26 protein-coding genes and 5 tRNA genes are annotated in these 26,812 nt (G+C 38.4%); 7 read left to right on the top strand and 24 right to left on the bottom strand.

The window, feature by feature from the left end; all coding sequences use genetic code 11:
* Positions 1-467: 467 nt before the first annotated feature.
* The 9 genes from LIS78_RS22875 to LIS78_RS22915 all read right to left on the bottom strand — a co-directional run bounded on the left by LIS78_RS22875 (position 468) and on the right by LIS78_RS22915 (position 6,016).
* Positions 468-2,645: a peptidoglycan D,D-transpeptidase FtsI family protein gene (locus LIS78_RS22875; RefSeq protein ID WP_209150668.1), complete on the bottom strand. Its 2,178-nt coding sequence runs from the start codon at positions 2,643-2,645 to the stop codon at positions 468-470.
* A gap of 161 nt (positions 2,646-2,806) precedes the next feature.
* A complete protein-coding gene (locus LIS78_RS22880) occupies positions 2,807-4,084 on the bottom strand; it encodes an MFS transporter (RefSeq protein ID WP_013059197.1) in 1,278 nt (425 codons plus the stop codon).
* 129 nt (positions 4,085-4,213) lie between these two features.
* The gene (gene sodA / locus LIS78_RS22885; RefSeq protein WP_013059198.1) at positions 4,214-4,822 is read right to left on the bottom strand and encodes a superoxide dismutase SodA; all 609 of its coding nucleotides are present in this window, start codon (positions 4,820-4,822) and stop codon (positions 4,214-4,216) included.
* A gap of 197 nt (positions 4,823-5,019) precedes the next feature.
* Positions 5,020-5,112 (bottom strand) — tRNA-Ser (locus LIS78_RS22890).
* Positions 5,113-5,123: 11 nt separating this feature from the next.
* Positions 5,124-5,200 (bottom strand) — tRNA-Ile (locus LIS78_RS22895).
* Between the two features lie 3 nt (positions 5,201-5,203).
* A tRNA-Asn gene (locus tag LIS78_RS22900) sits at positions 5,204-5,278 on the bottom strand.
* A gap of 40 nt (positions 5,279-5,318) precedes the next feature.
* Positions 5,319-5,392: transfer RNA gene (locus LIS78_RS22905), tRNA-Met, on the bottom strand.
* Position 5,393: 1 nt separating this feature from the next.
* Positions 5,394-5,468, bottom strand: a tRNA-Asn gene (locus LIS78_RS22910).
* 62 nt (positions 5,469-5,530) lie between these two features.
* Positions 5,531-6,016, bottom strand: coding sequence for a DUF456 domain-containing protein (locus tag LIS78_RS22915; protein WP_013059199.1), 486 nt, complete (start codon positions 6,014-6,016; stop codon positions 5,531-5,533).
* A gap of 357 nt (positions 6,017-6,373) precedes the next feature.
* Here LIS78_RS22915 and LIS78_RS22920 point away from each other — a divergent pair, with 357 nt between their 5' ends.
* The gene (locus LIS78_RS22920; protein ID WP_195781848.1) at positions 6,374-7,156 is read left to right on the top strand and encodes a DUF1189 domain-containing protein; all 783 of its coding nucleotides are present in this window, start codon (positions 6,374-6,376) and stop codon (positions 7,154-7,156) included.
* A gap of 13 nt (positions 7,157-7,169) precedes the next feature.
* Here the strand turns inward: LIS78_RS22920 and LIS78_RS22925 are convergent, their stop codons facing one another.
* On the bottom strand, positions 7,170-8,381 hold the full coding sequence (locus LIS78_RS22925; RefSeq protein ID WP_195781847.1) for an MFS transporter: 1,212 nt from the start codon (positions 8,379-8,381) through the stop codon (positions 7,170-7,172).
* 76 nt (positions 8,382-8,457) lie between these two features.
* On the opposite strand from LIS78_RS22925, the gene LIS78_RS22930 reads away from it, so the two are divergent.
* The gene (locus LIS78_RS22930) at positions 8,458-8,790 is read left to right on the top strand and encodes a hypothetical protein (protein WP_195781846.1); all 333 of its coding nucleotides are present in this window, start codon (positions 8,458-8,460) and stop codon (positions 8,788-8,790) included.
* A gap of 151 nt (positions 8,791-8,941) precedes the next feature.
* Positions 8,942-10,045: a flavodoxin-dependent (E)-4-hydroxy-3-methylbut-2-enyl-diphosphate synthase gene (gene ispG, locus LIS78_RS22935; RefSeq protein WP_201763664.1), complete on the top strand. Its 1,104-nt coding sequence runs from the start codon at positions 8,942-8,944 to the stop codon at positions 10,043-10,045.
* 36 nt (positions 10,046-10,081) lie between these two features.
* Here the strand turns inward: ispG and LIS78_RS22940 are convergent, their stop codons facing one another.
* Positions 10,082-10,447: a G protein-coupled receptor family protein gene (locus tag LIS78_RS22940; RefSeq protein ID WP_013059205.1), complete on the bottom strand. Its 366-nt coding sequence runs from the start codon at positions 10,445-10,447 to the stop codon at positions 10,082-10,084.
* A gap of 259 nt (positions 10,448-10,706) precedes the next feature.
* Here LIS78_RS22940 and LIS78_RS22945 point away from each other — a divergent pair, with 259 nt between their 5' ends.
* Positions 10,707-11,282, top strand: coding sequence for a 5' nucleotidase, NT5C type (locus LIS78_RS22945; protein WP_013085038.1), 576 nt, complete (start codon positions 10,707-10,709; stop codon positions 11,280-11,282).
* Between the two features lie 30 nt (positions 11,283-11,312).
* Here LIS78_RS22945 and LIS78_RS22950 read toward each other — a convergent pair whose 3' ends face one another.
* From LIS78_RS22950 to LIS78_RS22960, 3 genes are read right to left on the bottom strand one after another with little or no spacing between them, the layout of a single operon-like run.
* Positions 11,313-11,726 (bottom strand): Fur family transcriptional regulator, encoded by a 414-nt coding sequence (locus LIS78_RS22950; protein WP_013059207.1) that lies wholly within the window; start codon positions 11,724-11,726, stop codon positions 11,313-11,315.
* A complete protein-coding gene (locus LIS78_RS22955) occupies positions 11,723-12,565 on the bottom strand; it encodes a metal ABC transporter permease (protein WP_028411633.1) in 843 nt (280 codons plus the stop codon). The genes LIS78_RS22950 and LIS78_RS22955 overlap by 4 nt, the downstream gene beginning before the upstream one ends.
* A complete protein-coding gene (locus LIS78_RS22960; protein ID WP_013059209.1) occupies positions 12,562-13,341 on the bottom strand; it encodes a metal ABC transporter ATP-binding protein in 780 nt (259 codons plus the stop codon). Before LIS78_RS22960 ends, LIS78_RS22955 begins: the two co-directional genes overlap by 4 nt.
* A 273-nt stretch (positions 13,342-13,614) precedes the next feature.
* Between LIS78_RS22960 and LIS78_RS22965 the strand changes: the two genes are divergently transcribed.
* The gene (locus LIS78_RS22965; protein WP_013059210.1) at positions 13,615-13,866 is read left to right on the top strand and encodes a DUF2624 domain-containing protein; all 252 of its coding nucleotides are present in this window, start codon (positions 13,615-13,617) and stop codon (positions 13,864-13,866) included.
* A gap of 49 nt (positions 13,867-13,915) precedes the next feature.
* Here LIS78_RS22965 and LIS78_RS22970 read toward each other — a convergent pair whose 3' ends face one another.
* Positions 13,916-14,803 carry a deoxyribonuclease IV gene (locus LIS78_RS22970; RefSeq protein WP_116073683.1) on the bottom strand — a complete coding sequence of 296 codons (888 nt, stop codon included), beginning with the start codon at positions 14,801-14,803 and terminating at the stop codon, positions 13,916-13,918.
* Positions 14,804-14,831: 28 nt separating this feature from the next.
* Complete coding sequence (locus tag LIS78_RS22975; RefSeq protein WP_195781845.1) at positions 14,832-16,151, bottom strand: DEAD/DEAH box helicase; 1,320 nt, start codon at positions 16,149-16,151, stop codon at positions 14,832-14,834.
* Between the two features lie 176 nt (positions 16,152-16,327).
* Here LIS78_RS22975 and LIS78_RS22980 point away from each other — a divergent pair, with 176 nt between their 5' ends.
* The gene (locus LIS78_RS22980; protein ID WP_252284396.1) at positions 16,328-17,038 is read left to right on the top strand and encodes a YqfQ family protein; all 711 of its coding nucleotides are present in this window, start codon (positions 16,328-16,330) and stop codon (positions 17,036-17,038) included.
* Between the two features lie 128 nt (positions 17,039-17,166).
* Positions 17,167-18,117 carry a 4-hydroxy-3-methylbut-2-enyl diphosphate reductase gene (locus tag LIS78_RS22985; protein WP_195781843.1) on the top strand — a complete coding sequence of 317 codons (951 nt, stop codon included), beginning with the start codon at positions 17,167-17,169 and terminating at the stop codon, positions 18,115-18,117.
* Positions 18,118-18,156: 39 nt separating this feature from the next.
* On the opposite strand, the gene LIS78_RS22990 is transcribed toward LIS78_RS22985, so the two are convergent.
* From LIS78_RS22990 to LIS78_RS23025, 8 genes are all read right to left on the bottom strand, one after another.
* A complete protein-coding gene (locus LIS78_RS22990; RefSeq protein WP_252284397.1) occupies positions 18,157-19,278 on the bottom strand; it encodes a Nif3-like dinuclear metal center hexameric protein in 1,122 nt (373 codons plus the stop codon).
* Positions 19,275-19,979, bottom strand: a complete 705-nt coding sequence (locus LIS78_RS22995; protein ID WP_195781841.1) for a tRNA (adenine(22)-N(1))-methyltransferase — start codon at positions 19,977-19,979, stop codon at positions 19,275-19,277. Before LIS78_RS22995 ends, LIS78_RS22990 begins: the two co-directional genes overlap by 4 nt.
* A 169-nt stretch (positions 19,980-20,148) precedes the next feature.
* A complete protein-coding gene (gene cccA / locus LIS78_RS23000) occupies positions 20,149-20,508 on the bottom strand; it encodes a cytochrome c550 (protein ID WP_013085044.1) in 360 nt (119 codons plus the stop codon).
* A gap of 131 nt (positions 20,509-20,639) precedes the next feature.
* On the bottom strand, positions 20,640-21,779 hold the full coding sequence (locus tag LIS78_RS23005; protein WP_209150671.1) for an acyl-CoA dehydrogenase family protein: 1,140 nt from the start codon (positions 21,777-21,779) through the stop codon (positions 20,640-20,642).
* A gap of 382 nt (positions 21,780-22,161) precedes the next feature.
* Entirely contained in the window at positions 22,162-23,295 is a 1,134-nt protein-coding gene (rpoD, locus tag LIS78_RS23010; RefSeq protein WP_013059219.1) for an RNA polymerase sigma factor RpoD, read from the bottom strand.
* Positions 23,296-23,360: 65 nt separating this feature from the next.
* Positions 23,361-25,169: a DNA primase gene (dnaG, locus tag LIS78_RS23015; protein ID WP_252284398.1), complete on the bottom strand. Its 1,809-nt coding sequence runs from the start codon at positions 25,167-25,169 to the stop codon at positions 23,361-23,363.
* A gap of 41 nt (positions 25,170-25,210) precedes the next feature.
* Entirely contained in the window at positions 25,211-25,681 is a 471-nt protein-coding gene (locus tag LIS78_RS23020) for a YaiI/YqxD family protein (RefSeq protein ID WP_080564741.1), read from the bottom strand.
* 311 nt (positions 25,682-25,992) lie between these two features.
* Positions 25,993-26,796 (bottom strand): pyruvate, water dikinase regulatory protein, encoded by an 804-nt coding sequence (locus tag LIS78_RS23025; protein ID WP_013059222.1) that lies wholly within the window; start codon positions 26,794-26,796, stop codon positions 25,993-25,995.
* Positions 26,797-26,812 lie beyond the last annotated feature (16 nt).

Below are 26,812 nucleotides of genomic sequence, written 5' to 3' on the forward strand. Positions count from 1 at the left end.
CAGAATAATAGCCGACTATTAATTGTGTTTTAACTCAATGTAAAGCTTTTGTAAACGAAGGTCTATCTGCGTGTTTTTTAGGTAAAAAACTAGTTCTTACGACCCTTAAATTCAATAAAAAACCATATATGTAAAGATTTTTAACAAAAAAAGAAGAGGTAGAGACATAACTAAATTAATTTAATCTAAAGATGGGTAAATTGGATAAATAAGCTAGTATGAATCACTTTCGACACCGCTGTTGATTTCCATGCAAGCCTTCGCTTTCCGCGGGCGGCCGGTGAGCCTCCTCGTCGCTTCCACTTTTCCTGCAAGAGTCTTCGCCTTGCCCTCCAATCAACCGCTAGAAGCACCTACATGCACGAAATCTACGTTCACCCTACCAATAAAAAAATCCGAACGAAGTTGATTCGTAATCAACTTCGTTCGGATCTTACTTCAACTAATATGCTTTTGTCTCAGCCTCTTCAATTGGCGTCGTTTGCAATGACAGCCTGTTGATTCTCTTCTTGATCTTTTACTTCTTGTTCACCTTTTTTCTTTAAATCAAAATACGTATCGAGCGCAGAACGAGCAAGCTCTTTTGTAATGGTATTTGGTGCACTTGGCACAAATGCCGATGGTACCACGACAGCTACTGCAATTTCAGGATCATTTGCCGGAGCAAAGGCCACAAAGTTTGAATTATTAACTTTAATCGGATCCCCTCCGCTTGGGTTTTTCTCATAGGCTTGTGCCGTTCCTGATTTACCAGCAGGATTATAGTTCGCTGTATGGAAAGCTGCATACCCTGTACCGCCTTGTTCTTGCGTAACGCGTTTAAAACCATTTTGAACATCTTTAATGTATTCGTCTTTCATCGTGATACGATTTAATACATCAGGTTCAAATGAATGCTGCGTACCGCCAATTTCATCGGTTTTAATCGTTGGTTTTCGGATTTCTTTTACTAGCTGCGGCTTGATGCGATAGCCTCCATTAGCTATTGCAGAAGTATATTGAACAAGCTGCAGCGGCGTGTACGTATCATACTGACCAATTCCTAAATCAAGCGCCGTACCTGGAACATCGCTTCCACCTTGGACACCTGTTGATTCGTTATCAAGGTCTATGCCTGTTGATACGCCTAAGCCGAACTGACTGTAGTAAGAACGCAGTTCGCTGAATGTATCGGGTTTAATCGGTAAAGTCATATTTTTATGATACTGTAACCCAGCCATAGCCATTACCGTTTTAAACATAAATACGTTGGATGAATATTTTAACGCAGACGAATACGTTAAGGGTCCTAACCCTTCAGCCTCAGCTGATTTCTTAACCGGTGTTCCTTTAATTTTTAAAGGTTCATCAACGAACACTGTGCTTGGCTTAATAGCTCCTGAATCTAAGCCGGCTAAAACCGTTGCTCCTTTTACAACAGAGCCCATTGTATAAGATGTTGAAATATTTCCTAATGCAAAATCTTCTATTTTAGGCGCTCCAGTCTTCTTATCAATGGTGTATTTTTTACCTGCCATTGTTAAGATTTCTCCTGTGTGAGGATCCATCATAATAACAAAAGCACGGTCTAAAAATTGCGTTCCTTTCATTTGCTTTTTGGCTAAAAGCTGATCCGTAATTTGTTTTTCTACCGCTTTTTGAAGCTCCATATCAATAGTTAAAACCAAATCACTGCCGCGTTCACCTTTAGACACTTGAATTGTATCAAGGAGATTTCCTTTTTTATCTGTTACATATTGGACTTTTTCTTTTTGACCGCTGAGCTGAGCTTCGTATTGCTTCTCTAAATAGCTCGTCCCAACTTGGTCATTTCGGCTATAGCCTCTTGACAAGTAATACTGGACTTTATCTTTAGGCAATCCTTCGTTGGCAGATGATACATTTCCAAGCAAAGTACGAAGCGTACTGTTTTCTGGGTATGAGCGATCCCAATACGTTGTTGTATCAACACCTGGAAGTTCATCTAAGTGCTCACTTACAACGGCATACTCTTCATTTGTCACACCGCTCTTAACAATTTGGGGCGTGTTAGAATAACCTGCTTCCATTTGGCGCTTAATAGCGAGAACTTCTAAATCACTCTTTAGACTTTCTAAATCTTTTTTAGAGATGCGGTCTAACTGACGTTGATACAGTTCGTCATCAGTCATTTCACCATCTTGAACTTTTTTGCGATCAGCTTGCGTAATTTTCTGTTCCGCTTCTTTTGGGTGAAGCATAATCCAATAATCCTTCATATCGCGTTCTGTAATTTTTACCACATTTTTAGCGTCTTTATTCTTTTTATTTTCTGGAATATCAATCACATTTGTGGTGTAAGGAACATCAATCATAGTGGCTAACTTTTTAGCGATGCGCAGCCTTTCTTCAGCTGTATTTCCTTGAAAACGAGTATATGTAATCGTATTTAAAGAGGTATTATCTACAATTACGCGGTTATAACGATCGTACATTTTCCCTCGAGGAACAGGCGTACTGACTGTAACGTCCTGTGTTTTTTCGACTTCTCGTTCGTAATTCTCACCGTACACAATTTGAACAAGTCCCAACCGCAAAATTAATACGGAAAATAGGGCAAATACGGTCAAGAAAAGTAAGTTCACACGAAAAGGCACGTGACTTTTTCTTCTTTTTTTCTTTTTCATACCAACACCTACACTTTATAAAACATATATACCATAACACCATAAAATCAGACATTTAGCAAATAAATAGACACCTGGCAGGTGCCTATTTACACAACGTATTTATTCTAAAAGAAAAGCGAGACATTTTCCATAGTACAAATGAAGGAGCTGACAATGCTCTAAGCTGGAGACTCTCCGTCTCCTTCATTTAATACTGGAGGAGTAACAGTCGTTTCTTTTTTGTGCAGAGGCTGTGAGATATGTCTCACGCAAAAATAAATGATCGTATGCCCTGCTCCAACAATAGCTAATAAAATGGGAATACTTTTTGCTTCATCAAAAAATAGTACAGCTATTAAAAATAAAGATATGGAAACGACGCGCCCAATATTCAGAAATACTTCTCTGACAACAATGTATTCAATTCTTTTTGAAACAACGTCTTTTGCTCGTCCAATCACATCGTATGTTAGAGAAATGAATGGAACCAACAAAATAGGATAGGCAATGGCAATACAAACAGCATATATAATTAACTTTGGATACGATAAGTTAAAGATAAGCAAAAAGACTGCTCCATAGAGAAGGAGGCCCCCTGTGAAGATAAATCGAAGGCGATTTTTTTGCTTAATAAATCTTGAGGCAACATAGTATCCTACAAACGCAACCGCTGAATTCACCAGTCCATATGTTCCCAAAGCTAATTCACTTCCCGTCGTAATAAATACCATGACGGATACAACAAAAATGAACGTACCTTCACGCAACCCTTGAAAGAAATGAGCCTGCAATATTCGATTCCAGTCTTTATTGACTTTTCGTTCAGCCCATACTTCTTTAAATTTGTATACTCCTTCCGCTGCGCGTCTCGTAATAAAAAAACTAAGCACAACGGCACCGATAAACAATAGCAAAGATACACCAAACACAATTTTATACCCAAGTGATTCATACAAAGCGGAAATAACGAAGCCCGCTCCTAAAGGACCAATCATCCCTGCAAATGAGTTTAAGATCCCTAAAAATCCGTTAAAAAAGTCTCTTGTATCAGGTTCTGTAATTTCAAAAGTTAGCACATTAAAAGCTAGCCAATAAAAGCCATATCCTATACCCAGCAGTCCACCAAGCAATACTAAATACTCGGCTGCGTTAGCTCCACTGACTAATACAGCAATATAAAAAACAGCTAAAAAAGATACACCTAACCTTAAAACCACAACCCGGTCAATTCGTTTGGCCCATTTACCTGCTAAAATAAACGTAAGCGGCTGAAGCACCACTACCGCTAAATTATAAATAGCGAGATCCGAAAATTCGCCTGATTGTTTCCACAGATAAATGTTAACAAACGAATTGGAAATTGAAATAGCCAAGGCATAAAGACCGCCTATAATTAAAAGCAAAAGTAAATCTTTACTAACTTCTACATCTCCAACTACTTTTTTTAATAAAGGCATATCAAAAAACTCCTTTTCTCTTCTACACCTAGTGTGTGAAAAAGAAAAGGAGATATGTAAAAGAATTGGAAAACAAAAAAACCAGTAAAGGTAATAATTACTTTACTGGCTCTTAAATACATCTTTAGCTTACTTTGCAGCGTCGTAACGCTTAGCAACTTCGTCCCATTTTACAACATTAAAGAATGCTGAAATGTAATCTGGACGGCGGTTTTGGTAATTTAAGTAGTAAGCATGCTCCCAAACGTCTAGACCAAGAATTGGCGTTTTGCCTTCCATTAATGGGCTATCTTGGTTTGGTGTGCTTGTTACTTCTAATTCGCCGTTGTTTACAACTAACCAAGCCCAGCCAGAACCGAAGCGAGTTTTAGCTGCATTTGCAAATTCTTCTTTGAATTGATCAAAGCTGCCGAATTTGCTAGCGATAGCGTCTGCTAATTCACCAGTTGGAGCACCCCCGCCGTTAGGGCAAAGGATTGTCCAAAATAATGAGTGGTTCGCATGACCGCCACCGTTATTGCGTACTGCTGTACGGATATCTTCAGGAACAGCATCTAAGTTTGAAATTAACTCTTCAATACTTTTACTTTCTAAATCCGCTTTGCCTTCAACAGCAGCGTTTAGGTTTGTAACATATGTGTTGTGATGTTTTGTGTGGTGAATATTCATTGTTTCTTTGTCGATATGTGGTTCCAGTGCATCGTATGCATAAGGTAGTTCTGGTAATTTGTAAGCCATGAATAATTCCTCCTTCAAAATATGTAAGCATTTTGGCGCAAAAGCACCATATACGTTTAGATTAACAAATTTACCCTACTGTTTCAAATAAAAAGTACCTAATCCATGATTTATATTTACCTAATTCCCATTCGCTATTCTTTTAAACATAAAAAAAGCTTCTTTTTCTCAAAAGAAGCTTTGAATAGACAATAGTATGGCGGAGGAAGAGGGATTCGAACCCCCGCGGGCTTTAACACCCCTGTCGGTTTTCAAGACCGATCCCTTCAGCCGGACTTGGGTATTCCTCCAACCCTATAAATGGTGGACCCTGCAGGACTCGAACCTGCGACCGGACGGTTATGAGCCGTCTGCTCTAACCAGCTGAGCTAAGGGTCCACATGGCTCCACAGGTAGGACTCGAACCTACGACCGATCGGTTAACAGCCGATTGCTCTACCACTGAGCTACTGTGGAACAATATGAATTATGTATGTCACAAACGTAAATTGGAAAATAGCGGCGGAGGGGATCGAACCCCCGACCTCACGGGTATGAACCGTACGCTCTAGCCAGCTGAGCTACACCGCCATGGCTCCACAGGTAGGACTCGAACCTACGACCGATCGGTTAACAGCCGATTGCTCTACCACTGAGCTACTGTGGAACAATATAACATTTACTAGCGACATTAAAAATTTAACATGTTTCTAGCCTAAAGTCAATATATTATTTTAAAACAGCGTATAAAAAATAGGCAATCATCAGCAGTTGAATAAATCCTTTCGAGATAGCGCCACTAAAAAAGCCAATAACCGAACCTACTCCAATTTTTACTGCGTTGCTAATTGTGGTCCGATGAACAATCAGTTCTCCTACAATCGCTCCGATAAACGGCCCTAAAATAATTCCAAATCCCGGAATGACAAACGGCCCCACCAGCAGTCCAACTGTACTTCCCCAAACACCTGCTTTAGTGCCTCCGAATTTTTTCACACCAATAATATTGGCTATATAGTCTGCTAAAAAAAGCGCTACAACTAACAACCCTTGTATCACCCAAAATAACCAGCTATAGGAGCTAAAATCATAAAATAAACCGTATATAACAAATCCTAAAGCTACAAATAGCACGCTTGGGATGATGGGATAAACCAACCCAACAAACGATACAACAAAGCTAATGATAATTAATGCCCAACATAAAATAGCCATGCCCGCACCTATCCTTTTTATTATTACTATTTATCATACAATAACCACTCCTATAAAGAAAGACCTTGCACCACGAGACCTTCCTTTATTTTACTTTCGAATACGTCTTCAAATAACGATTTTCGAGTGTACCTCTGCAATATTAACAGCACGGTCCTCAAGCTGCCCGTAATATCCCCAAAAACAATTACAGCAAAACCTGTACATATACGTCTATTTGAGCATAAGATGTGCTTTTGACAAAACGCTCCATCGCATCATTGTAATTGGTAACGGTTTCTAAAATCTATTGTAAACCTTAAATTTTCGCTATAAAATAAGGTATAATCAGAATTTTTAATAAGAGGAGGCTTTATAATGAGCATGCTGAAAAAGATGGCATGGAGTTTTACTTCCTTCAAAAAAATAAGGTCGCTTCGCTTTGAGCATACGAATAAAACAATTGGCTTTGTGCTGTTTTTAACATTTATTTCTTTGCTGCCTACATTTTTCTTTATGACTTTGACGATTGTAAACGGCTATCATATCGCTACTACAGATCTCCCGAAATCTGTTTCTTCTTTTTCTATTTCCAATTCACAGCTTACGTCAAGTCAACCTTTCACAAAAAAAGTAAACGGTACCGCTTTTATCTTAAACCCCTCACAGTCTATTGAACGGTTTCATTCCCCTGCTCATGCAATTGGTTTTTTAAAGGATGGAATTTACATCACGACTAATTCACAAACACAAACGTATTCATATGAGTTGCTAAACTGGCATCATAAAGATAAAAATGAACTGTTAAACTTGCTACACGAACAAAAATTTTCTTTATACATACTTGTCCCTATCGCTATGCTTTTACTGTACGTATTAACATCTGGACTAAACTTCCTTTCTATTACCTGCCTTGCTTATCTTGGAAAACTGATTGGACTCATTACTAAGAAGCAGCTTCCTTTCAAACAGCTATGGGCACTGAGCGCTTATAGTACAGTAGCCTTCACGCTGCTTTATACGCTTTTTGAAGCTTTTTCTTTGTCTCTAGCAACACATAGCTCTCTTTACTGGATAGGAACATTCTTCATTTACTTGTTACTTATCATCGGACTTCCTATAAGAAAAAATGTAAAGCCTAATAAAGCCTCATTCTCTTAAAGAGAACGAGGCTTTATTTCTGTACAACTTTTCTTCTTCCCATTGCAGAAGAAAGAATTTTCAACTGATACAAAACCCACAAACCTCCTGCTGTGAGCAGAATAAAGCTATAAATAAACATCAGCCTTTCAGTATGCATCCACACTTCAAAAACAACAGGTCCCAACGCTACTCCTAAAAATCTCACCGTTCCATAAATGGATACAATAAACCCTCTTTCTTCGTCTGAAGCCGCTGAAGTAATCATCATATTAATACACGGAAGAACAAATCCTAAGCCGCCAAAGGCGACTGTCAAACAAAACATTAAAATAGGAAGCGTATAAATGATCGTCAATACTCCAAACATTACGAATAAAAGAATCATTCCTACTATCATCAATTTTTTCATGAGCTCTACATCTGTTTTGATTCGCTGACCGGTCCAATAAGAAACGAGCGTCATCGCGCCAAGAGGAAATAAAAAAGCGGTTCCTTTAAAAAAACCGTCTATATGATACGTTTCCTCTATTAGAAAAGATAAGTAATATAAAATGCCAAATAATAAAAACAACCCCAATCCCCCGACAAAGAATAAAGGAAAAAGCGATTTTCTTTTATCATAGACAATCTGAATGGCTCTCTTTAAATATTCTTGAACAGATACTGAATCCGAACCTGTTTTCCCTTCTCTCACATACATCACTATACCTGCTAAAGCAGCACCTGCAGCTAAAGGATAGACAAAAAACGCGGCATACCATACGACGAGTGCTGCCGATGCTCCAATTATAGGCGCAACCACTTTTCCAGCTCCGTTATACACTTCTAAAATCCCGAGGACTTTTGCTCTTTTTTCCCCTGTAAATACATCTCCAGTTAATGCCATTGCCAACGTTGTAGTACCTGCAGCTCCAATCCCTTGAATGACTCTGCCTGCCATCAACACAGCAAAGCTTCCAGAAGAGAATGAAGCACTACTAGAAGCGATGACACTACCTATTATCAGCATGACGAGTGAATATATGATTAACTTTTTACGCCCATACCGGTCTGATAAAATCCCTACAGCAGGGATACACAATGCGGCTGGAATCGAAAATGCACTCAGTATCAAACTGGTTTGAACTCCGCTTAAGTGAAGTGACTTTTGAATGCTTGGTAGCAGAGGAATGAGCATGGAATTTCCCAGCACCATGATTAAAGGCAATAAGCCTAATGAAACAATCATTAATTTTTCTTTCAATTTTCGTTCTCCAATCATATTTAAGTAAGACAAGCATAGGCTTTACACATAAGCAAAAGAATGAAGGAGGAGCATAATGAAAAAGCTATGTGCATTAGCCGCTTTCGCTTTTATCGGATATATTTGTCACTACGACATTAAATACGGGACCATTCCCACTGCTACTGAAGCAGTTCAAGTCAGCAAAGCGCAGCCTGCAGAAACAAAAGCCGCCAGCTCTTCTTCCACCTATACAAAAATAAAAATTAAGCCAGGCGATACAGTTTTGTCCGTCATTGAGGAGCTTACAAAAAAATCAATACCGGTTTCTATGAACCAACTGATTACAGACTTTAAAAAGTTAAATAACGGTACAGCGCCTGAGGATATTCAAATTGGAAAAACGTATAAGTTCCCTATTTACAAGTAATGACAGCATTCTTCTTGTCAAGATGGGATAGTCATTGTTAAAATAGCTAAGGTAGTACTTTCTACTAGTTATTTTGTTCATAAAGAGTTATTCTATTAATGAATTCAAATTCTTGATTTCATTTTGAAGGAGAGATTATCACGTGAGTGAAATTATACATCGTACAAAAACACGCCCGGTTAAAGTTGGAGATTTAACAATCGGAGGCAGCAACGAGTTAGTTATTCAAAGTATGACAACCACTAAAACACATGATGTTGAAGCAACGGTTGCAGAAATTAAACGTTTAGAAGAAGCAGGATGCCAAGTTGTTCGTGTTGCTTGTCCAGACGAGCGCGCAGCAGATGCAATCCCTGAAATTAAAAAACGCATTAACATTCCATTAGTTGTGGATATTCATTTTGACTATCGCTTAGCATTAAAAGCAATTGAAGGCGGAGCGGATAAAATCCGTATTAACCCTGGTAATATCGGACGCCGTGAAAAAGTGGAAGCTGTTGTAAATGCTGCAAAAGCTAAAAATATTCCAATTCGTATTGGAGTTAACGCCGGTTCACTTGAAAAACGTATTTTAGATAAATACGGCTATCCGACAGCAGATGGCATGGTAGAAAGTGCACTTCATCACATTAAAATTTTAGAAGACCTTGATTTCCATGACATCATCGTTTCAATGAAAGCATCGGATGTTAACTTGGCAATTGAAGCTTATGAAAAAGCTGCTCAAGCATTTGACTACCCTCTTCACTTAGGAATTACAGAATCAGGTACATTATTTGCAGGAACTGTAAAAAGTGCAGCAGGTCTTGGCGCTATTTTATCTAAAGGAATCGGAAATACATTACGTATTTCTTTAAGTGCGGATCCTGTAGAAGAAGTAAAAGTTGCGCGCGAATTGCTAAAATCATTCGGTTTAGCTTCCAATGCTGCAACTCTTATTTCTTGCCCAACTTGCGGACGTATTGAAATTGATTTAATTAGCATCGCTAATGAAGTTGAAGAGTATATTTCAACTGTAAAAGCACCGATTAAAGTAGCGGTACTTGGCTGCGCTGTAAACGGCCCTGGTGAAGCTCGTGAAGCTGATATCGGGATTGCAGGAGCACGCGGTGAAGGTCTTTTATTCCGCAAAGGTGAAATCGTACGCAAAGTTCCTGAAGAAACAATGGTTGAGGAACTAAAAAAAGAAATTGATAAAATTGCTGCTGAATATCACGCAAAGCAAGAAGCTGAAAAAGCTGCAGCTAAATCATAATAAAAAAAGCGAGGCGCATATGCGCCTCGCTTTTTTTTATGAAAAGAACGGTAATATAAACGTACCGACAATAATCGATACAACTCCGATCCCTATTGCCCATGCTCCTAGCGTAAGTGCTCCTTTTCTGCGTGCGATAAACCCTAGAATAATCCCAGCGGCACCAAGAATAATTGGTAAAAAGAATAGTGAAAGAATCGAAAGCACGAGTGCGAAACGACCGTATCCCGTTCCTTCTCCTCGTCCAGCGACTTCATGATTGCGATTGCGATCAATATCTATAACTTCACGCTCTGCATGAGGCTCTCCTACTCGGTAAGGAACGCCCACTTCAGCTGCAGTTTCTTCCATGAAATCAGCTTCATATACATCTTTTCTACGCCTTTGTTCTTCATTCTCCATGCTTAATCCCTCGCTTTCGTAAATAAGGAGCATTTATAGTATCTGAATGCGAGGAAAAATTATAAGTGTCAATCTTATACAGCTGCTCATTCTTTTACAAGAAATAGATACAGACGCAATCACTAGGCCGTGCAGTAATCATTACGTTTTGCCAAAGGCGTATAAAAAGTATTACTGTTTCTCTTTGGGCTTTATGTTACACTAGACAAGAATAATCAAGCACCTAAGTAGAATAAACGTATTAAAGGAGTGCACGTAGTTGACGAAAAAGTTTGGAATTGACATTGATGGAACTGTTACTTCTCCTGAAACTTTTGTTCCTCATTTAAATAAAGCCTTTAACTTAAATTTAACACTTGAAGATATTACAGAATATGATTTCAGCCCTTTTGTAAATGTATCACCTGCAGAACTCGGGAAATGGTTTAAAGCAAATGAACGCTCTATTTACGAAACCTCTCCACTTGCAGACGATGCAAAAGCGGTTTTGCAAAAATGGCATCAAAAGCATGAATTATTCTTTATTAGTGCAAGGCACGATAAGCTATTGGACGTCACGGAAGAATGGTTTCAAAAAAATGAACTATCGTTTCATCACATTGAGTTAGTCGGCTCTCATTTTAAAGTTGAGACAGCAAAACGATACGATGTTGATATCTTTTTTGAAGACAAACATGATAATGCTTGTGAAATCAGTGAAGAATGCAATATTCCCGTTATCTTATTTGATACTCCTTATAATCGCTTACCTGTTCCAAAAGGAGTGGTTCGCGTATACAATTGGCTAGAAGCAGATCAGTGGGTAGCCAGCTGGTTAAAAGAACAGCAAAAATAAAAAAGAGAGGTGCATAACGCCCTCTCTTTTTTATTGATTACATTCTATACATTGACCGTAAATTTCAAATTTATGGCCTGTAATATTATACCCTCGCAAATCCTCATCTACATACTCCATCGGACAAGCTTCAATTTCTTTTGTTTTTCCACAATCTAAACAAATGAAGTGGTGATGATGATGGGCGGTTGCGCATTTAAATCGAAAGTGCTTTTCGCTCGAAAGCTCCGTCATTTCAAGTACGCCTAACTCCACAAACAATGATAAATTACGGTAGATTGTATCAAAACTCAGACCAGGATAATCAGGCTTCATGTATTCTAATACATCTTTTGCCGTTAAGTACTTATTTGATTTTGAAAACAGGGCAAGCATTTCTTCACGTTTTCCTGTATGTTTATATCCTTGATCTTTTAATAAATGAATGGCTTCAGTTAAATTCATTTTTGTTTCCCCTTCCGTCCTTTATTAATCATAATAGATATGATTAAAATAACAACAGCAATGACAACAATTGTACCGCCTGGTGCTAAATCCAAGTAGTACGCTGAAAATAATCCGCCTAAAACAGATATTTCACCAAAAATTACCGAAAGCAGAATCGTTTGTTTAAAGCCTCTAGCTAAGCGAATGCTTGCTGCTACAGGAAGAGTCATAAGAGATGACACCAATAAGATACCGACGATACGCATTGATACAGCAATGACAAGAGCAACCATCACAATAAATAAAAAGTGCATCCACTTCGATTTAATTCCAGATGCAGAAGCATGCTCCTCGTCAAAAGATAAAATAAACAATTCTTTATATAAGAAAAAGACAATAGCTATTACAAATACGGCTATGACAACAACTGTCCAAAGGTCCGAACGACTAACCGCACTCACGCTTCCAAACAAATAATTCATTAAATCATTATTAAAACCGTCTGCCAGCGAGATACAAATTGCACTAATACCAATTCCGCCCGATAAAATAATCGGAATGGCCAGCTCTTGATAATGCTTGTAGACCCCTCGAAGCTTCTCAATAAAAAGAGCGCCTGTAACGGAAGACACCATTCCTAAATAGACGGGGTTCACTCCTTGCATAAACCCTATTTTCTGACTAAGAAGCAAGCTCGCAGAAATCCCCGCTAGCGTCACGTGACTTAACGCATCTGCAATTAAAGAAAGACGTCTTACTACGATGAACGTGCCCAATAAAGGAGCTAAGACGCCAATAATCATACCGGTTAAAAATGCATTTCGTAAAAACTCAAATTGAAATAAACTGCTTATCATACGTGCTGCCCTCCATGATGATGATCATGGGTTAACACATGAACATTATGACCATAAAACATAGATACGTCATGTTCACAAAGCTGTTCGAATTCTTTGGCATTCCCATGAAAGTGTAGAAATTTATTTAAACAAGCAACGTGGGTTACTTTTTCTGAGACAGTGCCAATATCGTGAGTAACAAGCACAAGCGTAATTCCTTTTTCTTTATTTAACTTTTCAAGAAGCTCATAAAAAGTGTACACATTTTGTGCATCCACTCCGACCGTGGGCTCATCTAAAATTAACAGCTCAGGTTCGCTTACAAGCGCGCGTGCAATAAAAATTCGCTGCTGCTGACCACCGGATAGTTCTCCTATGTTTCGATTTAAAAATTCGCTCATCCCCACTGCTTCTACCGCTTCTTTTACTTTTTGTTTATGAGAAGCATTCATAAAGCGAAACAAACCTAATTTTGAAGTAAGACCCGTGGAAACCACTTCAAAAACGGTAGCAGGAAAGCCGCTGTTGAAACTATTCGCTTTTTGCGATACATATCCAATTTTACTTCGTTCTTTAAACCTTCTCTGATCTTTTCCAAATAAACGAATTGCACCTTGAGATGGTTTTTGCAAACCAAGCAAACATTTGATTAGCGTTGATTTCCCAGAACCATTTGGACCAACGAGACCCAAAAAAGCTCCTTTTGGAATTGAAAAACTTATATCTTCTAATACATTCACTCCATCATATTGAAATGATAAATGATCAATTTCAATGATATCAGGTGTATTCATATGCGCCTCACCATTCTTTTTTTATATTTCTCCATACAAAAGAGGGCACGGTTTCTATCGTATACTCCGTTACCCATTTACTTTCTCAGAATCATTACGATTTAGTCATTTATGTAGTATACAGGATTGTCTTTTATTTGTAAACTAAGCCGTTTCACTCCTTCGCTTTCTTGCCTCCGTAAGTTCATCCGACTCAAAATATTGTTTTATTACACAATATAGTCACATCTTTCTTTTTTATTCATAAACTGTATATGACGAGGAGGTAATCATATGAAAATTGTACAGCAGATTGTCAATAAGAAAGTAAACAACATTACCCCGAAAGAGCTTTTAAAGTATAGCAAACAATACAACATCCCCATTACAGATCAGCAGGCACACACCCTTGTATCCGTCATTAGACAACAGCCCGTAAATATTTATAACCTCGAAGAGCGCCGAAATTTAATCAAACAAATTGCTCAAGTAACAGATCGCGAAACTGCCAGACGAGTGAACGAATTATTTCAGCAGTTGATGTAAAAGAAGAGGTCATGTCTATAGACATGACCTCTTTCAATCACATATGAAATTACATAAGCTTTTGTTTTAACTCTGAATCAAAGCTTTGTGCACGAATCATATCAATTTCTAATTGATATGGCGCTTTTTTATTTTTCTTATCTTCTCCTACATAAGGAGTTTCTAGAATTTTAGGAACATCTGTAAACGCTGGGTGATGAACAATATAATTCAGTGCACCAAATCCGATTTCACCAAATCCAATATTTTCATGACGGTCTTTTCGAGCACCGCATACATTTTTACTATCATTGATGTGAAGCACTTTAATTCGCTGTATTCCTACGGTTTTGTCAAATTCATTTAATACACCGTCAAAGTCTTGAACGATATCATAACCAGCATCATGAACGTGACATGTGTCAAAGCAAACAGAGAGCTTTTCATTGTGCGTCACACCGTCAATAATTTGTGCAATTTCTTCAAAGCTTCTTCCACACTCTGTTCCTTTTCCAGCCATTGTCTCAAGCGCAATTTGAACTTCTTGATCAGCTGTCAACACTTCGTTTAGACCTTTGATAATTTGCTGAATACCGGCATCTGCTCCAGCGCCCACATGAGCCCCTGGATGAAGAACAATTTGCTTTGCGCCAAGAGCATGGGTGCGCTGAATTTCAGACGTTAAGAAATCTACTCCAAGCTCAAATGTTTCGGGCTTTGTTGTATTTCCTAAATTAATGATATAGGGAGCATGTACAACAATATCTTTCATTCCATGCTCTTTCATATGCAAAAGACCAGCTTCAATATTAAGCTCTTCAATCTTTTTGCGGCGAGTATTTTGTGGAGCGCCTGTATAGATCATAAACGTATTTGCTCCGTAAGAAGCTGCCTCTTCACTTGCTCCTAAAAGCATCTTTTTACCGCTCATCGATACGTGAGAACCAATTTTCAACATTCCTTTTTACACCTCTAACCTATTGCGATTAACGATTGTTGCGTCTTTCACTACGCTTTTTCTTTTGCACATACTTTGTAATTTCACGAGCACGTTTTTTCTTGTAGCCAGGCTTTACTTTCTTCGGCTTTTGAATAAAGCGATGTGCCTCTTCTCCCACTTCATCCGCTTTCTTCACACGCTTTTTACGGCGGTTACGGTCATCAATGGAAATCCATTCTTGCTTTTGAAGATCTTTGTTTACAAACTCGATCCCCATTTTCTCTAGCTTATTTACTGCATCTTCATCTTCCACATCGAAGATTGTAGCAGCAATTCCAGAATGACCGGCGCGAGCTGTACGTCCTACGCGGTGAATGTAGAAATCTAGATCTGAAGGAAGCTCAAAGTTAATTACGTGTGAAATTCCTTCAATATCAATACCGCGAGCTGCTAAATCTGTCGCTACTACGTATTGAAATTCTAAATTATTAATTTGCTTCATCATTTTCTTACGGTCACGAGGAGATAAGTCTCCGTGAATTCTTCCTACTTTTAACCCTTTAGACAGTAGGTCATCTGCTACTTCGTCCGCCATTTTCTTTGTATTTGTAAAGACGATAGCTAAATAAGGATTATACGAAATAAGCATATCATGCAGCAGCTTAAACTTGTTACGATGACGTAGTGGAACTAATACATGCTCTAATTTAGCCGCTGCCGCTTGCTTAGGCGAAACATGCGTAAATTTTGGATTTTCCATGTATTTTTTTAAGAATGGCTTTAATTTTTCAGGAATAGTTGCTGAAAAAACCAGCATCTGTAATTTTTCAGGCATATTGCTTGCCAAACGGTCCACATCTTCTAAAAATCCCATATCAAGCATTAAATCAGCTTCGTCTACTACTAACGCCTTTGTTGTATACACAACTAACGCTTTTTCATTTACTAAATCAAACAAACGAGCCGGTGTTCCTACAACAACTTGAGGCTGCTTCTTTAATTTGTCGATTGTACGCTGCTTATCTGTACCGCCGATAAAACATTTTGCTGAAATTTCTTCTCCTTCAGCACTGTGTTTTGTTAGCTTTAATACTTCTTGATAAATTTGAGAAGCAAGCTCACGAGTTGGAGCGGTAATCACAACTTGTACTTCTTCTTTTTTAGGGTCTACCTTTTCAAGTAAAGGCAATAAATAAGCGTGTGTTTTGCCCGTCCCTGTTTGTGACTGACCAATTACACTTTCCCCTTTTAAAACGGAAGGAATTAAGCGCTCCTGAATCTCTGTAGGCTGATAAAAACCTAATTGTTTAATTGCTTCTATTAAAAATGGTTGAAACTCAAAACGTTCAAAGTTTGTTTTTTCCATAATAGTCTCCTTTTTTACATTCACGTTCATCTTTTAAGGCACAATATATGATTATAATCGATTTTTCCTTCTGTGACTACTTCTCATTCATATTACTAAAACTTATTACCTGTTTCAAAAACATTTTATCGCGAGTTGCATACGATAGTAAAAGAAAATCTACTTTACTAAAGGAGGTGCGTCCTTTGCTACAGCGAAGACCACCATTTCCACCCGGTATGCAAAGAAGAATGATGCCAGGAATGCCACCACAAAATGGCTTTGGGCAACCTGGTAACTTTGGCCAATTCAACCCATTACAGCAGTTCCGTAACTTTGCCCAGCAAACAAATGCTCAACAATCATTTTACCCGAATCAGCAAGGCCTGAACCGTGGAGGAGGTAACTTCTTAACTCGCCTATTCCGAAGAGGCGGAAATAGAAACATACCATTTCAACAAGCGGCTGCGGCTGCTCCTCGAGGTTCTTTGTTTTCTGGCCTTTCAGGAGCCCAAGGTGCTGCAGGAGCGGCTAACTCTTCTTCCCTGCTTGGAGGCTTGCAAGGATTAACGAACCCTGCTAACTTGAGCTCCATGATGGGAAATGTTCAACGAGTATTAAAAGCAGCGGAAACGATGGGACCTATGATTCAACAATACGGGCCTCTTGTCAAAAATGCTCCTTCTCTATGGAAAATCTATCAGGCCTTACGCTCAAGTGATGACACAGATGAAGTACTCGAAGCAGAAGGAACAGAGGTTGCTGAAACAGATGAAAATAAAGACAGTAAGGTTTTATCAGCAAGCGCAGAAAGTACGGATTCATCCGATGATGAGCTGGATTTCTTCGAAGAAGAAATTGAACATTCATCTAGAGATCGCGTGTCTAAACCAAAACTTTATATTTAATAAATCCGCTGATTCCTTAAAGAAATACAGTGAGTAAAAAAAGAATATCTTTGTATTCTGCCTTCCTCTTTTATATAATAGAAGCGAGTTGAATTGCTCGTCAGGATTATGATGAGGAGGAAATTGAAATGAAAGTTATTAAAATTGCACCGCGCGGCTATTGTTATGGTGTAGTAGACGCAATGGTCATTGCACGAAACGCCGCTTTAGATAAATCATTGCCTCGACCAATCTATATCTTAGGAATGATTGTTCATAATAAACACGTTACAGATGCGTTTGAAGAAGACGGCATTATCACACTGGACGGTGCTAATCGCCTAGAAATCTTAGACCAAATAAATGAAGGAACCGTTATTTTTACTGCGCACGGAGTATCTCCAGAAGTAAAAGAACGAGCAAAAGAAAAAGGCTTAACAACAATCGATGCTACATGTCCGGATGTTACAAAAACCCATGACCTTATTCGCCAAAAAGAAAAAGAAGGTTATGACGTTATTTATATCGGAAAAAGAAATCACCCTGAGCCAGAAGGTGCACTTGGTATCGCACCAGATATCGTTCATTTAATTGAAAAAGCAGAAGACGTAGCCGATTTAAATATTCAACGCGAGAAAATCATTGTAACAAATCAGACAACAATGAGTCAGTGGGACGTTGCAGATGTAATGGAAAAAGTGAAAGAAAAATATCCGCACGCTGAAGTTCACAAGGAAATCTGTTTAGCTACACAAGTTCGCCAAGAAGCTGTAGCCGAACAAGCAGGTGAAGCAGATGTTACAATTGTAGTAGGAGATCCTAAAAGTAACAATTCAAACCGTTTAGCTCAAGTATCAATGGAGATTGCCGGCACTGAGGCATATCGTATCGGTGACATCTCAGAGCTTCAGATCGAATGGTTGATGAACGCGAAAACCGTAGCTGTTACGGCAGGCGCATCTACCCCTACTCCAATCACAAAAGAGGTCATCAATTTTCTAGATCAGTTCGATCCAGAAGATGAAACAACATGGACACGTGAAAAAAGTGTGCCTCTTTCAAAAATTTTACCAAAAGTTCGAACAAAAAAATCGTCTTAATAGACGCAAAGGTGTTGACATTCGTCAACACCTTCTTTGTTACATAAACGTAAATGGGTTTGTGTCTACTTTTGAATCAAATACTTCGCACTCAAAGTTTTTCGCATCAAAAAGACTGTTTAATACACGCGTTACACCTTGTCTCATGACTTTTTCAACATGATGACCAGGATCCACAACGTTTAACCCCATTGCCATTGCATCATGAGCAACGTGGAAATACAAATCGCCTGTTACATAGGCATCTGCTCCGCTAAATTTTGCACTTGTAATATACTTGTTTCCGTCGCCGCCAAGAACAGCTACTTTTTTCACTGTGGCATCCATAGCCCCTACTACTCTGACACCATCTACATCCAATGCTTGTTTAACGTGAGCGGCAAACTGTTTTAACGTCATTTCTTCTTTTAATTTACCAATTCGGCCAAGTCCAAGCGTCTCGCCCGTTTGTTCAACTGGATAAATGTCATAGGCTACTTCTTCATAAGGATGAGCACTAAGCATGGCACGAATAATTTTATTTTGGTGACTCGCTTCAAAAATTGTTTCAACTTTTGTTTCATTTACACGTTCTAGCTCTTCTTTTGAGCCAATGTATGGATTGGCTTCTGAAGACGGTTTAAACGTGCCTTCGCCTTCAGTTGAAAACGTACAGTCGCTATAAAGACCCACATGTCCAGCTCCCGCATCACAAATAGCTGTGCGCACTGCTTCAGCATGATTTGAAGGAACAAATACAGCAAGCTTTTTCAGCTGAATAGACGTTGTTGGAACCAGCACTTTTGTCTCTTGTAAACCCAACGCTTCGGCTAACAAGTCATTTACTCCGCCCTTAGCTATATCTAAGTTTGTATGAGCAGCATATACAGCAATATCATGTTTGATGCATTTCTCTAAAATACGCCCTTCAGGACGATCTGTAACCACTTGTTTTAGAGGTCTAAAAATAGGAGGATGATGAGCAATAATCAAATCCACTTGTTTTTCAATCGCTTCGTCTACGACCGTTTCAAGAACATCTAACGTTACCATTACTTTTTTTACAGGCTTGTTTAACGTTCCAATCTGTAAACCAATTTTATCTCCTTCAACTGCTAAATGCTTGGGAGAAAATGATTCAAATGCTTCAATTACTTGAAATCCGTTAGGGATTTTACTCATTTTAACGCCTCCTCAATTAATGAGATGTCTTGGGTAAGTTTTTGAAGTTTTGCTTTGCTTTCCTCTGACTGAGCCTGCTCCATTTGACTGACAATTTGTTTAAGATGATTTAGTTCATGCGTCCACTTTGTAATAAAAGCAGAAGAACGTTTTTCTTTTAAAATAGGGCCCATTAATACACCGGCTTCCACTTCCCCGTTATAAGGAGCTAAGGCATTTCCAGGTTCAGCAACGATGACTTCATACATACGACCGTCTTCTTCGATGATTTTTTCATCAATGATTTCCCAGTTGTGTTGAATCAGCCAGCTGCGAATATGATGTGAACCAATATTCGGCTGAAGCACAAGTCTTTTTACTCCTTCTAACTTTTCTTTTCCTTCTTCTAAAATCATCGTAATAAGCGTTCCGCCCATTCCGCAGATTGTAATACAGTCTACTTCATTCGGTGATATTACTTCTAGGCCGTTTCCTTTTCGAACATCAATAACATCCGTTAAGTTTGTTTTTTTCACCTGCTGAATAGCCGATTGAAGAGGACCTTCTGTAATTTCTCCTGCTACGGCGCCGCTAATATATCCATTTAAATAAGCAAAACACGGCAAGTACGCATGATCTGAGCCAATGTCTGCTATCTTTGCTCCCAAAGGAATCGACTTTACTACTTCTTCAAGTCTTGTTGATAAGTTTAATTCATTCATTTTGTCACCTATTCTCTATGTGATTACTGTTCATTATTTTAACATAGATAGCTACATGATTCCTATTTCTCTTCATGTTTTCCTTCTAGCTGAATGCGTATAAAAAAATCATAAAAAAAAAGCCTGCTTTATAAATGAGCGGCTTTCCAGAAAATCATGTTTCTGAACTCTATTTAATTTCTGATACCCATTTAGCCATTTCCTTCGCTTTTTCCGGAGGAACCAGCCCGGCCGGCATGTTTCCTTTACCGTTCACAACAATATCTGCAATTTCGTCTTGAGAAACTTTTTTCCCAATTCCTTTTAACGAAGGACCTACTCCACCTTGATACTGATCGCCGTGACAACCAATACAAGTTTTTTGATAAATTTCTTCTGGTTTAGCTGAAGCCTGCTGTTCCGCGCCACCGCCTTCTTTTTCAGCCGCGATTTCTTTTGCATTGTTCAATCCGTTGAACGAAAGCGTTAACATTAAAGCAATCCCAATTACCGCAATTAATAAAAATGGTATTAGCGGATTTCGCTTCACTCACTATACCCCCTTTATGTATTCCCATCCCTAGAAATAACAAAATAGTATAAGCACTTTTATTTTACTTGAAAATGCTCATAAGTGAAAGGGTTTTATTTACATAATTAACTAATTTCTTATTGCGTATCTTAACAGCCAATTTGCCTTGCAATAACCGAGCGCTGAATTTCTGAAGTTCCTTCTCCAATTTCTAAAAGCTTGGCATCTCGTAAATACCGCTCCACGTGATACTCTTTCATGTAGCCGTATCCTCCATGAATCTGAACAGCTTGACTGGCTACTTCCATACAAATTTCAGAAGCATACAGTTTACACATAGCAGCTTCTTTCGTAAATGGCTTTCCTTGGTCTTTTAACCACGCTGCTTTATACACCATATTTCTTGCTAACTCAATTTTCATCGCCATATCAGCTAATTTAAACTGAATCGCTTGAAACGATGAAATAGCTTTCCCAAATTGCTTTCTTTCCTGCGCATATGACAGTGCTTTTTCATAAGCCGCTTGAGCGATTCCAACGGCCATTGCTCCAATTCCAATTCTTCCCCCGTCAAGCGTCATTAGAAATTGTTTAAAACCTTCTCCTCTTACACCGAGTAAATTCTCTTCAGGCACTTCAACATCCTCTAAAACGAGTTCAGTTGTATTTGAAGCATGTAGACCCATTTTCTCGTAATTGTCTATTACAGTAAAACCTCGAGCTTCTGTAGGCACGATAATAGCTGAGATTTCTTTTTTACCTTCTGTACGATTTGTAACAGCTGTTAAAGCTAAAAACTTTGCATAGCTGGCATTCGTAATATAGCATTTACTTCCATTAATCCTAAATGTTCCATCCTTCAACACTGCTTCGGTCTCCGTTCCCCCCGCATCACTTCCTGCGTTCGGTTCGGTTAAACCAAACGCTCCAAAAGATTCCCCGGAGCATAAAGCAGGTAGGTACTGTTCTTTTTGCTCCTTTGTTCCGAATAAATAAATAGGTGCCCCCCCGAGCGAAACATGAGCTGAGTATGTAATTCCTGTAGAGCCGCAAGCTTTACTTAATTCCTCTACGACAATAGCAAAACTAACCGTATCTGCTCCTCCGCCTCCATACTCTTCAGGAAAAGGAAGACCCATTACACCAAGCTCACTTAACTTTGTAAAAACATCAAGCGGAAATTGCTTACTTCGATCGCGCTCTAATGCATTCGGTGCTACTTCCGCCTCCGAAAACTCTCTGAGCGTCCGTTGAATCATCTTTTGTTCATTGGTTAATTCAAAATTCATTTTTATTCCCCCTAAAAAAATGTATACGCTTACATTATTTAATTATAATTCATTTTTGTAAATTTTCTCAACTTTTAAAACGTTTTAATTTTTTCATGTTATAATAGAAGAGTACTAATCAAAGCATGAATAAAATGATAGCGATTCCATTTTTCGGATGTTTAAAAGGAATTTGAACAGCTTATGCTCTACAACAAAAGAATATAAAGGAGCATTTGCAAAACGAAGGACAATTCAGTAAAATATATGAAAGAAGAAAAGTTGGTAAAAAAATCAATATACTTCTTCAAAATGCGTTTTTATGAAATTTATTCCATAAAAAATAGATAGCCCCTTTCCTCTAGGAAAGAAGCTATCTCATAAGCGTTGTTTACGCTTTTATCTATTCTAAGAAATCTTTTAAACGTTTGCTTCGGCTAGGGTGACGAAGCTTACGAAGCGCTTTAGCTTCAATTTGACGAATACGCTCACGCGTTACGCCAAATACTTTTCCTACTTCTTCAAGCGTACGCGTACGTCCATCGTCCAGACCAAAGCGGAGTCTAAGAACATTTTCTTCGCGATCTGTTAACGTATCAAGGACGTCTTCTAACTGCTCTTTTAATAATTCATATGCAGCATGTTCAGAAGGTGATGTTGCATCTTGGTCTTCAATGAAGTCACCTAAATGAGAATCATCTTCCTCACCAATTGGTGTTTCAAGAGAAACCGGCTCTTGAGCAATTTTTAAGATTTCACGAACTTTTTCTGGTGTTAAGTCCATATCTTCTGCAATTTCTTCAGGAGATGGTTCGCGCCCTAAATCTTGTAGAAGTTGACGTTGAACACGAATTAGCTTGTTAATCGTTTCAACCATATGAACGGGAATACGAATCGTTCTTGCTTGGTCAGCAATTGCACGAGTAATAGCTTGACGAATCCACCATGTCGCATACGTACTGAATTTATAACCTTTGCGATAATCAAATTTTTCTACCGCTTTAATAAGACCCATGTTTCCTTCTTGAATTAAATCAAGAAACAGCATACCGCGTCCGACATAGCGTTTAGCGATACTTACAACAAGACGTAAGTTTGCTTCAGCAAGACGACGTTTCGCTTCTTCATCGCCTTCTTCAATACGTTTTGCTAAATTGATTTCTTCCTCTGCTGACAATAAATCAACGCGTCCGATTTCTTTTAAGTACATACGAACTGGATCATTAATTTTCACACCAGGAGGTACACTTAAATCATTTAAATCAAACTCTTCTTCTTTTGACAGTTCTTGAATATCGGGATCGGCATCGTCATCATTTGCTTCAGATTCACTCATTACTTCAACACCTTGTTCTCCAAGGTATTCATAATATTCATCCATTTGATCGGATTCAATTTCGAAGTTCGCCATACGCTCTGCAATTTCTTCGTATGTGAGCACACCACGTTTTTTTCCGATTTCGGTCAATTGATCTTTTACTTGTTCAATTGTTAAATCTGAATCAAGTTGTTTTGATTGAGCTGATTTTTCAGCCATCAGATCCCCTCCTTCCAAAATTTTAAGGAAAACCTTCTAAAAGTGGGACTAATACGCAACATCGTTTATTTTAACGTTTTTTTTAACTGTAAAATTTCCATTGCTATTGTCGCAGCTTTTAAATAATCTTTTTGACGCTCTGCTTCTTGCTTTTCTGCTTCTTTTTTTTCTATCGCTACCCTTTGTGGGTAAATCAATATAGTTTGGATATAATCATTCAAAGCTTGCTCCGACAATTCATCATTGATTGACATCATCGCCAATTCTGAAGCTAGACTAGACAACGAAGACTCGGGCAACCGTTCGATAAATCCGCTCGGATTAGGCTCGTGTCCTTCCTCGTAATAAGCATACAAATATAGAACAAGCGCACGATGTTCCTCAACATTGAACTGACCTTGAAGTCGGTCTTGAATTCTAAATGCTACATCCTTATCTTTCAACATATGAGCGATCAAAAAACGTTCTGCATTTTGATAAGCCGGTAATAAGCTTCTCTTTACGACTGGTTGTCTATTTATATTATTTCGATTTGGAGAATCATTATCCTTTTTCTTTTTTTCAGTTCGATATACTTGATACTGCTGTTCTTTAAGCGCATCTAATGAAATGGAAAACTCTTGTGCCAATTGGCGTAAATAATGATCTCGCTCTACAGCTTTCGTAAGGAGGCTTATTTCTTTCAAAATGTCTTCAATGTATTGCATACGTTCAGATTCATTTTGTAGATTTCGTTTTCGGCGGAGATACCTCATTTGAAATGCCATAAAGGTCAAGCTGCTATTAATAACATCATTTTGAAACTTCTCTGCCCCGTATTCTTTAATATAATCATCCGGGTCATAACCATCCGGCATCACAGCAATCTTAACGGTACAACCCACATTTGTTAAGATAGCAGTTGCTTTGTGCGCTGCTTCAATTCCGGCAGAATCTGCATCATAGCAAATAATAACGGACTCTACATTTCGGCGAATAATCTTGGCTTGTTCTTCTGTTAAGGCAGTTCCCATTGTTGCAATTGCGTTTGGGCACCCCGCTTTAACAGCCGAAATAACATCTGCAAATCCTTCAAATAAAATAACCTGCTGATTTTTGCGTATATGTTTTTTAGCGCGGTGAAAGTTGTAGAGTGTGCGACTTTTGTTAAAAATAGAAGTTTCGGGACTGTTTAAATATTTAGGCTGCCCTTTTATCTCTTTTAGCAGGCGCCCTGAAAATGCAATTGTTTTGCCTTGCAAGTCAGCAATAGGAAACATAATTCGATCACGAAAACGATCAAAGTACGTTTCATCTTGGTTGCGTTTAATGATTAAACCTGCATGTTCCATCTCTTGCGGATTAAACCCACGTTTTGTTAAGAACTTACTTACAAATTCCCACGAATCTAAAGCAAAACCTATCCCAAATTCATCGATAATTTCTCGTGAAAACCCTCGATTTATTAAATAATCATAAGCATCTTGGCCTTCTTTTGTATTTACCAATAAATGATGGTAAAATTTCTTTAAAAGCTCGTGTGCTTCAATCATTTTATTGCTAGGCTTTTGATTATCTTCTTCATGAGGATGTATCTCATGTTCGAAAGGAATATCTCCTTTTTCAGCAAGCTGCTGAGCTGCTTCCGTGAAGGACAGTCCTTCTAATTCCATTATGAATGAAAATGAATTCCCTCCTGCACCGCATCCAAAGCAATGATAAATTTGTTTATCAGGCGATACTGAAAAAGACGGTGTGCTTTCCCCATGAAACGGACAGAGTCCAAAATAATTGCGCCCTTGTTTTTTTAGTTGTACATAATCGCTTATGACGTCGACAATATCTACTGAATGCCGAATACGGTCGATTACTTCATCAGGAATTCGATTTGCCATAGTAACAGCTCCGTATTTCATATAATATTCTTCACTAAGTGCTAAATTCCTGCAAGTTTCGACAACATTTTTTCAAAAGCTTGAATGAAATGCTGGCGATCTTCTTCACTAAATGCCTTTGGGCCTTTAGTATGACGCCCTGACCGTCGCTCTTTTGCAGAAACATAGCGAAAGAAAAGCACCGTATTCATTTCGTCGTCATTATAGTACTTTCCACGAGGAGACAGTGCGTAAACCCCTCGACTTACTAACATGCTTGCTAAGCCAGTATCTTGAGTTACGACAATATCCTGCTTGACTGCGTGATTTAAAATATATAAATCTGCGGCTTCCTTTTCTGCATCCACATAGACCCATTTTCCTGGTGTAGGATTTGTTTGCATGTGAGCATAGGAAGCAACAAACACAAGCTCGATGTCATATGTATGTGTAAGTTCAACGATTTCTGCTTTAACAGGGCATGCATCAGCATCGACAAAAACTTTACTTTTTCTTTTGCTATAACTCTGTATTCTACATCCCTCCAGAGATTCCTTCTAACAATTTGTTATTTCCTGTAGATGGCATTTGTCGAATACTTTTTTCGATTTTGACTTGACTTTTATATAAATAGTTTATTCGTTCTTAACAAAGTCTAAACCTAAAACTATTCTTTTTTATCACAATTTTTTATTATAATATAAACAACCTATATTTTCTATACAAAAGTCACTTGTTTTTAAAAGTTCTGTCATATTCATCTTTGGTATATTTTCTTAGGCTTACAGCATACAAACATAAGAAAGCAATCTCCTTTATGTCACGCACAGAGGAGATCCATCGTTTATTTCTTTTTGATGGTGTTGAGAATGATACCAGCTGTTTCTTCTACGGCTCTGTTGGATACGTCAACCACTTCACAGCCAATCTTATCTACAATCCCTTGGAAAAATTCAAGTTCTTCTTTAATACGGCCAATATTAGCATAAATTGCTTTATCGTTTAGACCAAGAGACTTTAAACGCTCTTTACGAATATCGTTTAATTTTTCAGGACTAATAGTAAGGCCTATACACTTCTCAGGTGATACGTGAAACAGCTCTTCTGGTGGATCTACCTCAGGTACAATCGGAACATTTGCTACTTTCAAACGCTTGTGTGCTAAAAATTGAGAAAGAGGTGTTTTAGATGTTCTTGATACACCGATTAATACGATATCCGCTCTAAGAATGCCTCTCGGATCACGCCCATCATCATATTTCACTGCAAATTCAATCGCTTCTACTTTCTTAAAATAATCTTCATCTAATTTTCTAGCCATTCCAGGCTCATAGCGGGGAGAAAGTTGATAAGAAGATTGAATTTTATCAATTAAAGGTCCAATAATATCAAATACCTCTACCCCGTTCTTGGACGCTTCTTGAATTAAAAATTCTCTCATTTCGGGCTTTACTAGCGTAAAGCCAATAATAGCGTTGTTCATCTTCGCTACTGAAACCACTTCTGAAAGTGTTGCGATGTCCTCTACGTAAGGTACTCTTTTGATTACAAAGTCCGTCATATTGAACTGACTTGATGCAGCCTTTACAACTAGTTCAGCTGTCTCACCTACAGAATCCGAAATGACATAAAGACATGGGTTGTTCATATTTTGTGCATCCCCT

It is taken from the genome of Priestia megaterium (assembly GCF_023824195.1).
Taxonomy (GTDB): Bacteria; Bacillota; Bacilli; order Bacillales; family Bacillaceae_H; genus Priestia; species Priestia megaterium_D.

Excerpts from the sequence above, each read along its gene's own strand:
- LIS78_RS22875 (WP_209150668.1), bottom strand. The coding sequence starts at position 2,645 with ATGAAAAAGAAAAAAAGAAGAAAAAGTCACGTGCCTTTTCGTGTGAAC.
- LIS78_RS22880 (WP_013059197.1), bottom strand. The coding sequence starts at position 4,084 with ATGCCTTTATTAAAAAAAGTAGTTGGAGATGTAGAAGTTAGTAAAGAT.
- sodA (WP_013059198.1), bottom strand. The coding sequence starts at position 4,822 with ATGGCTTACAAATTACCAGAACTACCTTATGCATACGATGCACTGGAA.
- LIS78_RS22915 (WP_013059199.1), bottom strand. The coding sequence starts at position 6,016 with ATGGCTATTTTATGTTGGGCATTAATTATCATTAGCTTTGTTGTATCG.
- LIS78_RS22920 (WP_195781848.1), top strand. The coding sequence starts at position 6,374 with ATGAGCATGCTGAAAAAGATGGCATGGAGTTTTACTTCCTTCAAAAAA.
- LIS78_RS22930 (WP_195781846.1), top strand. The coding sequence starts at position 8,458 with ATGAAAAAGCTATGTGCATTAGCCGCTTTCGCTTTTATCGGATATATT.
- LIS78_RS22940 (WP_013059205.1), bottom strand. The coding sequence starts at position 10,447 with ATGGAGAATGAAGAACAAAGGCGTAGAAAAGATGTATATGAAGCTGAT.
- LIS78_RS22950 (WP_013059207.1), bottom strand. The coding sequence starts at position 11,726 with ATGAATTTAACTGAAGCCATTCATTTATTAAAAGATCAAGGATATAAA.
- LIS78_RS22955 (WP_028411633.1), bottom strand. The coding sequence starts at position 12,565 with ATGATAAGCAGTTTATTTCAATTTGAGTTTTTACGAAATGCATTTTTA.
- LIS78_RS22960 (WP_013059209.1), bottom strand. The coding sequence starts at position 13,341 with ATGAATACACCTGATATCATTGAAATTGATCATTTATCATTTCAATAT.
- LIS78_RS22965 (WP_013059210.1), top strand. The coding sequence starts at position 13,615 with ATGAAAATTGTACAGCAGATTGTCAATAAGAAAGTAAACAACATTACC.
- LIS78_RS22970 (WP_116073683.1), bottom strand. The coding sequence starts at position 14,803 with ATGTTGAAAATTGGTTCTCACGTATCGATGAGCGGTAAAAAGATGCTT.
- LIS78_RS22975 (WP_195781845.1), bottom strand. The coding sequence starts at position 16,151 with ATGGAAAAAACAAACTTTGAACGTTTTGAGTTTCAACCATTTTTAATA.
- LIS78_RS22985 (WP_195781843.1), top strand. The coding sequence starts at position 17,167 with ATGAAAGTTATTAAAATTGCACCGCGCGGCTATTGTTATGGTGTAGTA.
- LIS78_RS22990 (WP_252284397.1), bottom strand. The coding sequence starts at position 19,278 with ATGAGTAAAATCCCTAACGGATTTCAAGTAATTGAAGCATTTGAATCA.
- LIS78_RS22995 (WP_195781841.1), bottom strand. The coding sequence starts at position 19,979 with ATGAATGAATTAAACTTATCAACAAGACTTGAAGAAGTAGTAAAGTCG.
- LIS78_RS23005 (WP_209150671.1), bottom strand. The coding sequence starts at position 21,779 with ATGAATTTTGAATTAACCAATGAACAAAAGATGATTCAACGGACGCTC.
- rpoD (WP_013059219.1), bottom strand. The coding sequence starts at position 23,295 with ATGGCTGAAAAATCAGCTCAATCAAAACAACTTGATTCAGATTTAACA.
- dnaG (WP_252284398.1), bottom strand. The coding sequence starts at position 25,169 with ATGGCAAATCGAATTCCTGATGAAGTAATCGACCGTATTCGGCATTCA.
- LIS78_RS23025 (WP_013059222.1), bottom strand. The coding sequence starts at position 26,796 with ATGAACAACCCATGTCTTTATGTCATTTCGGATTCTGTAGGTGAGACA.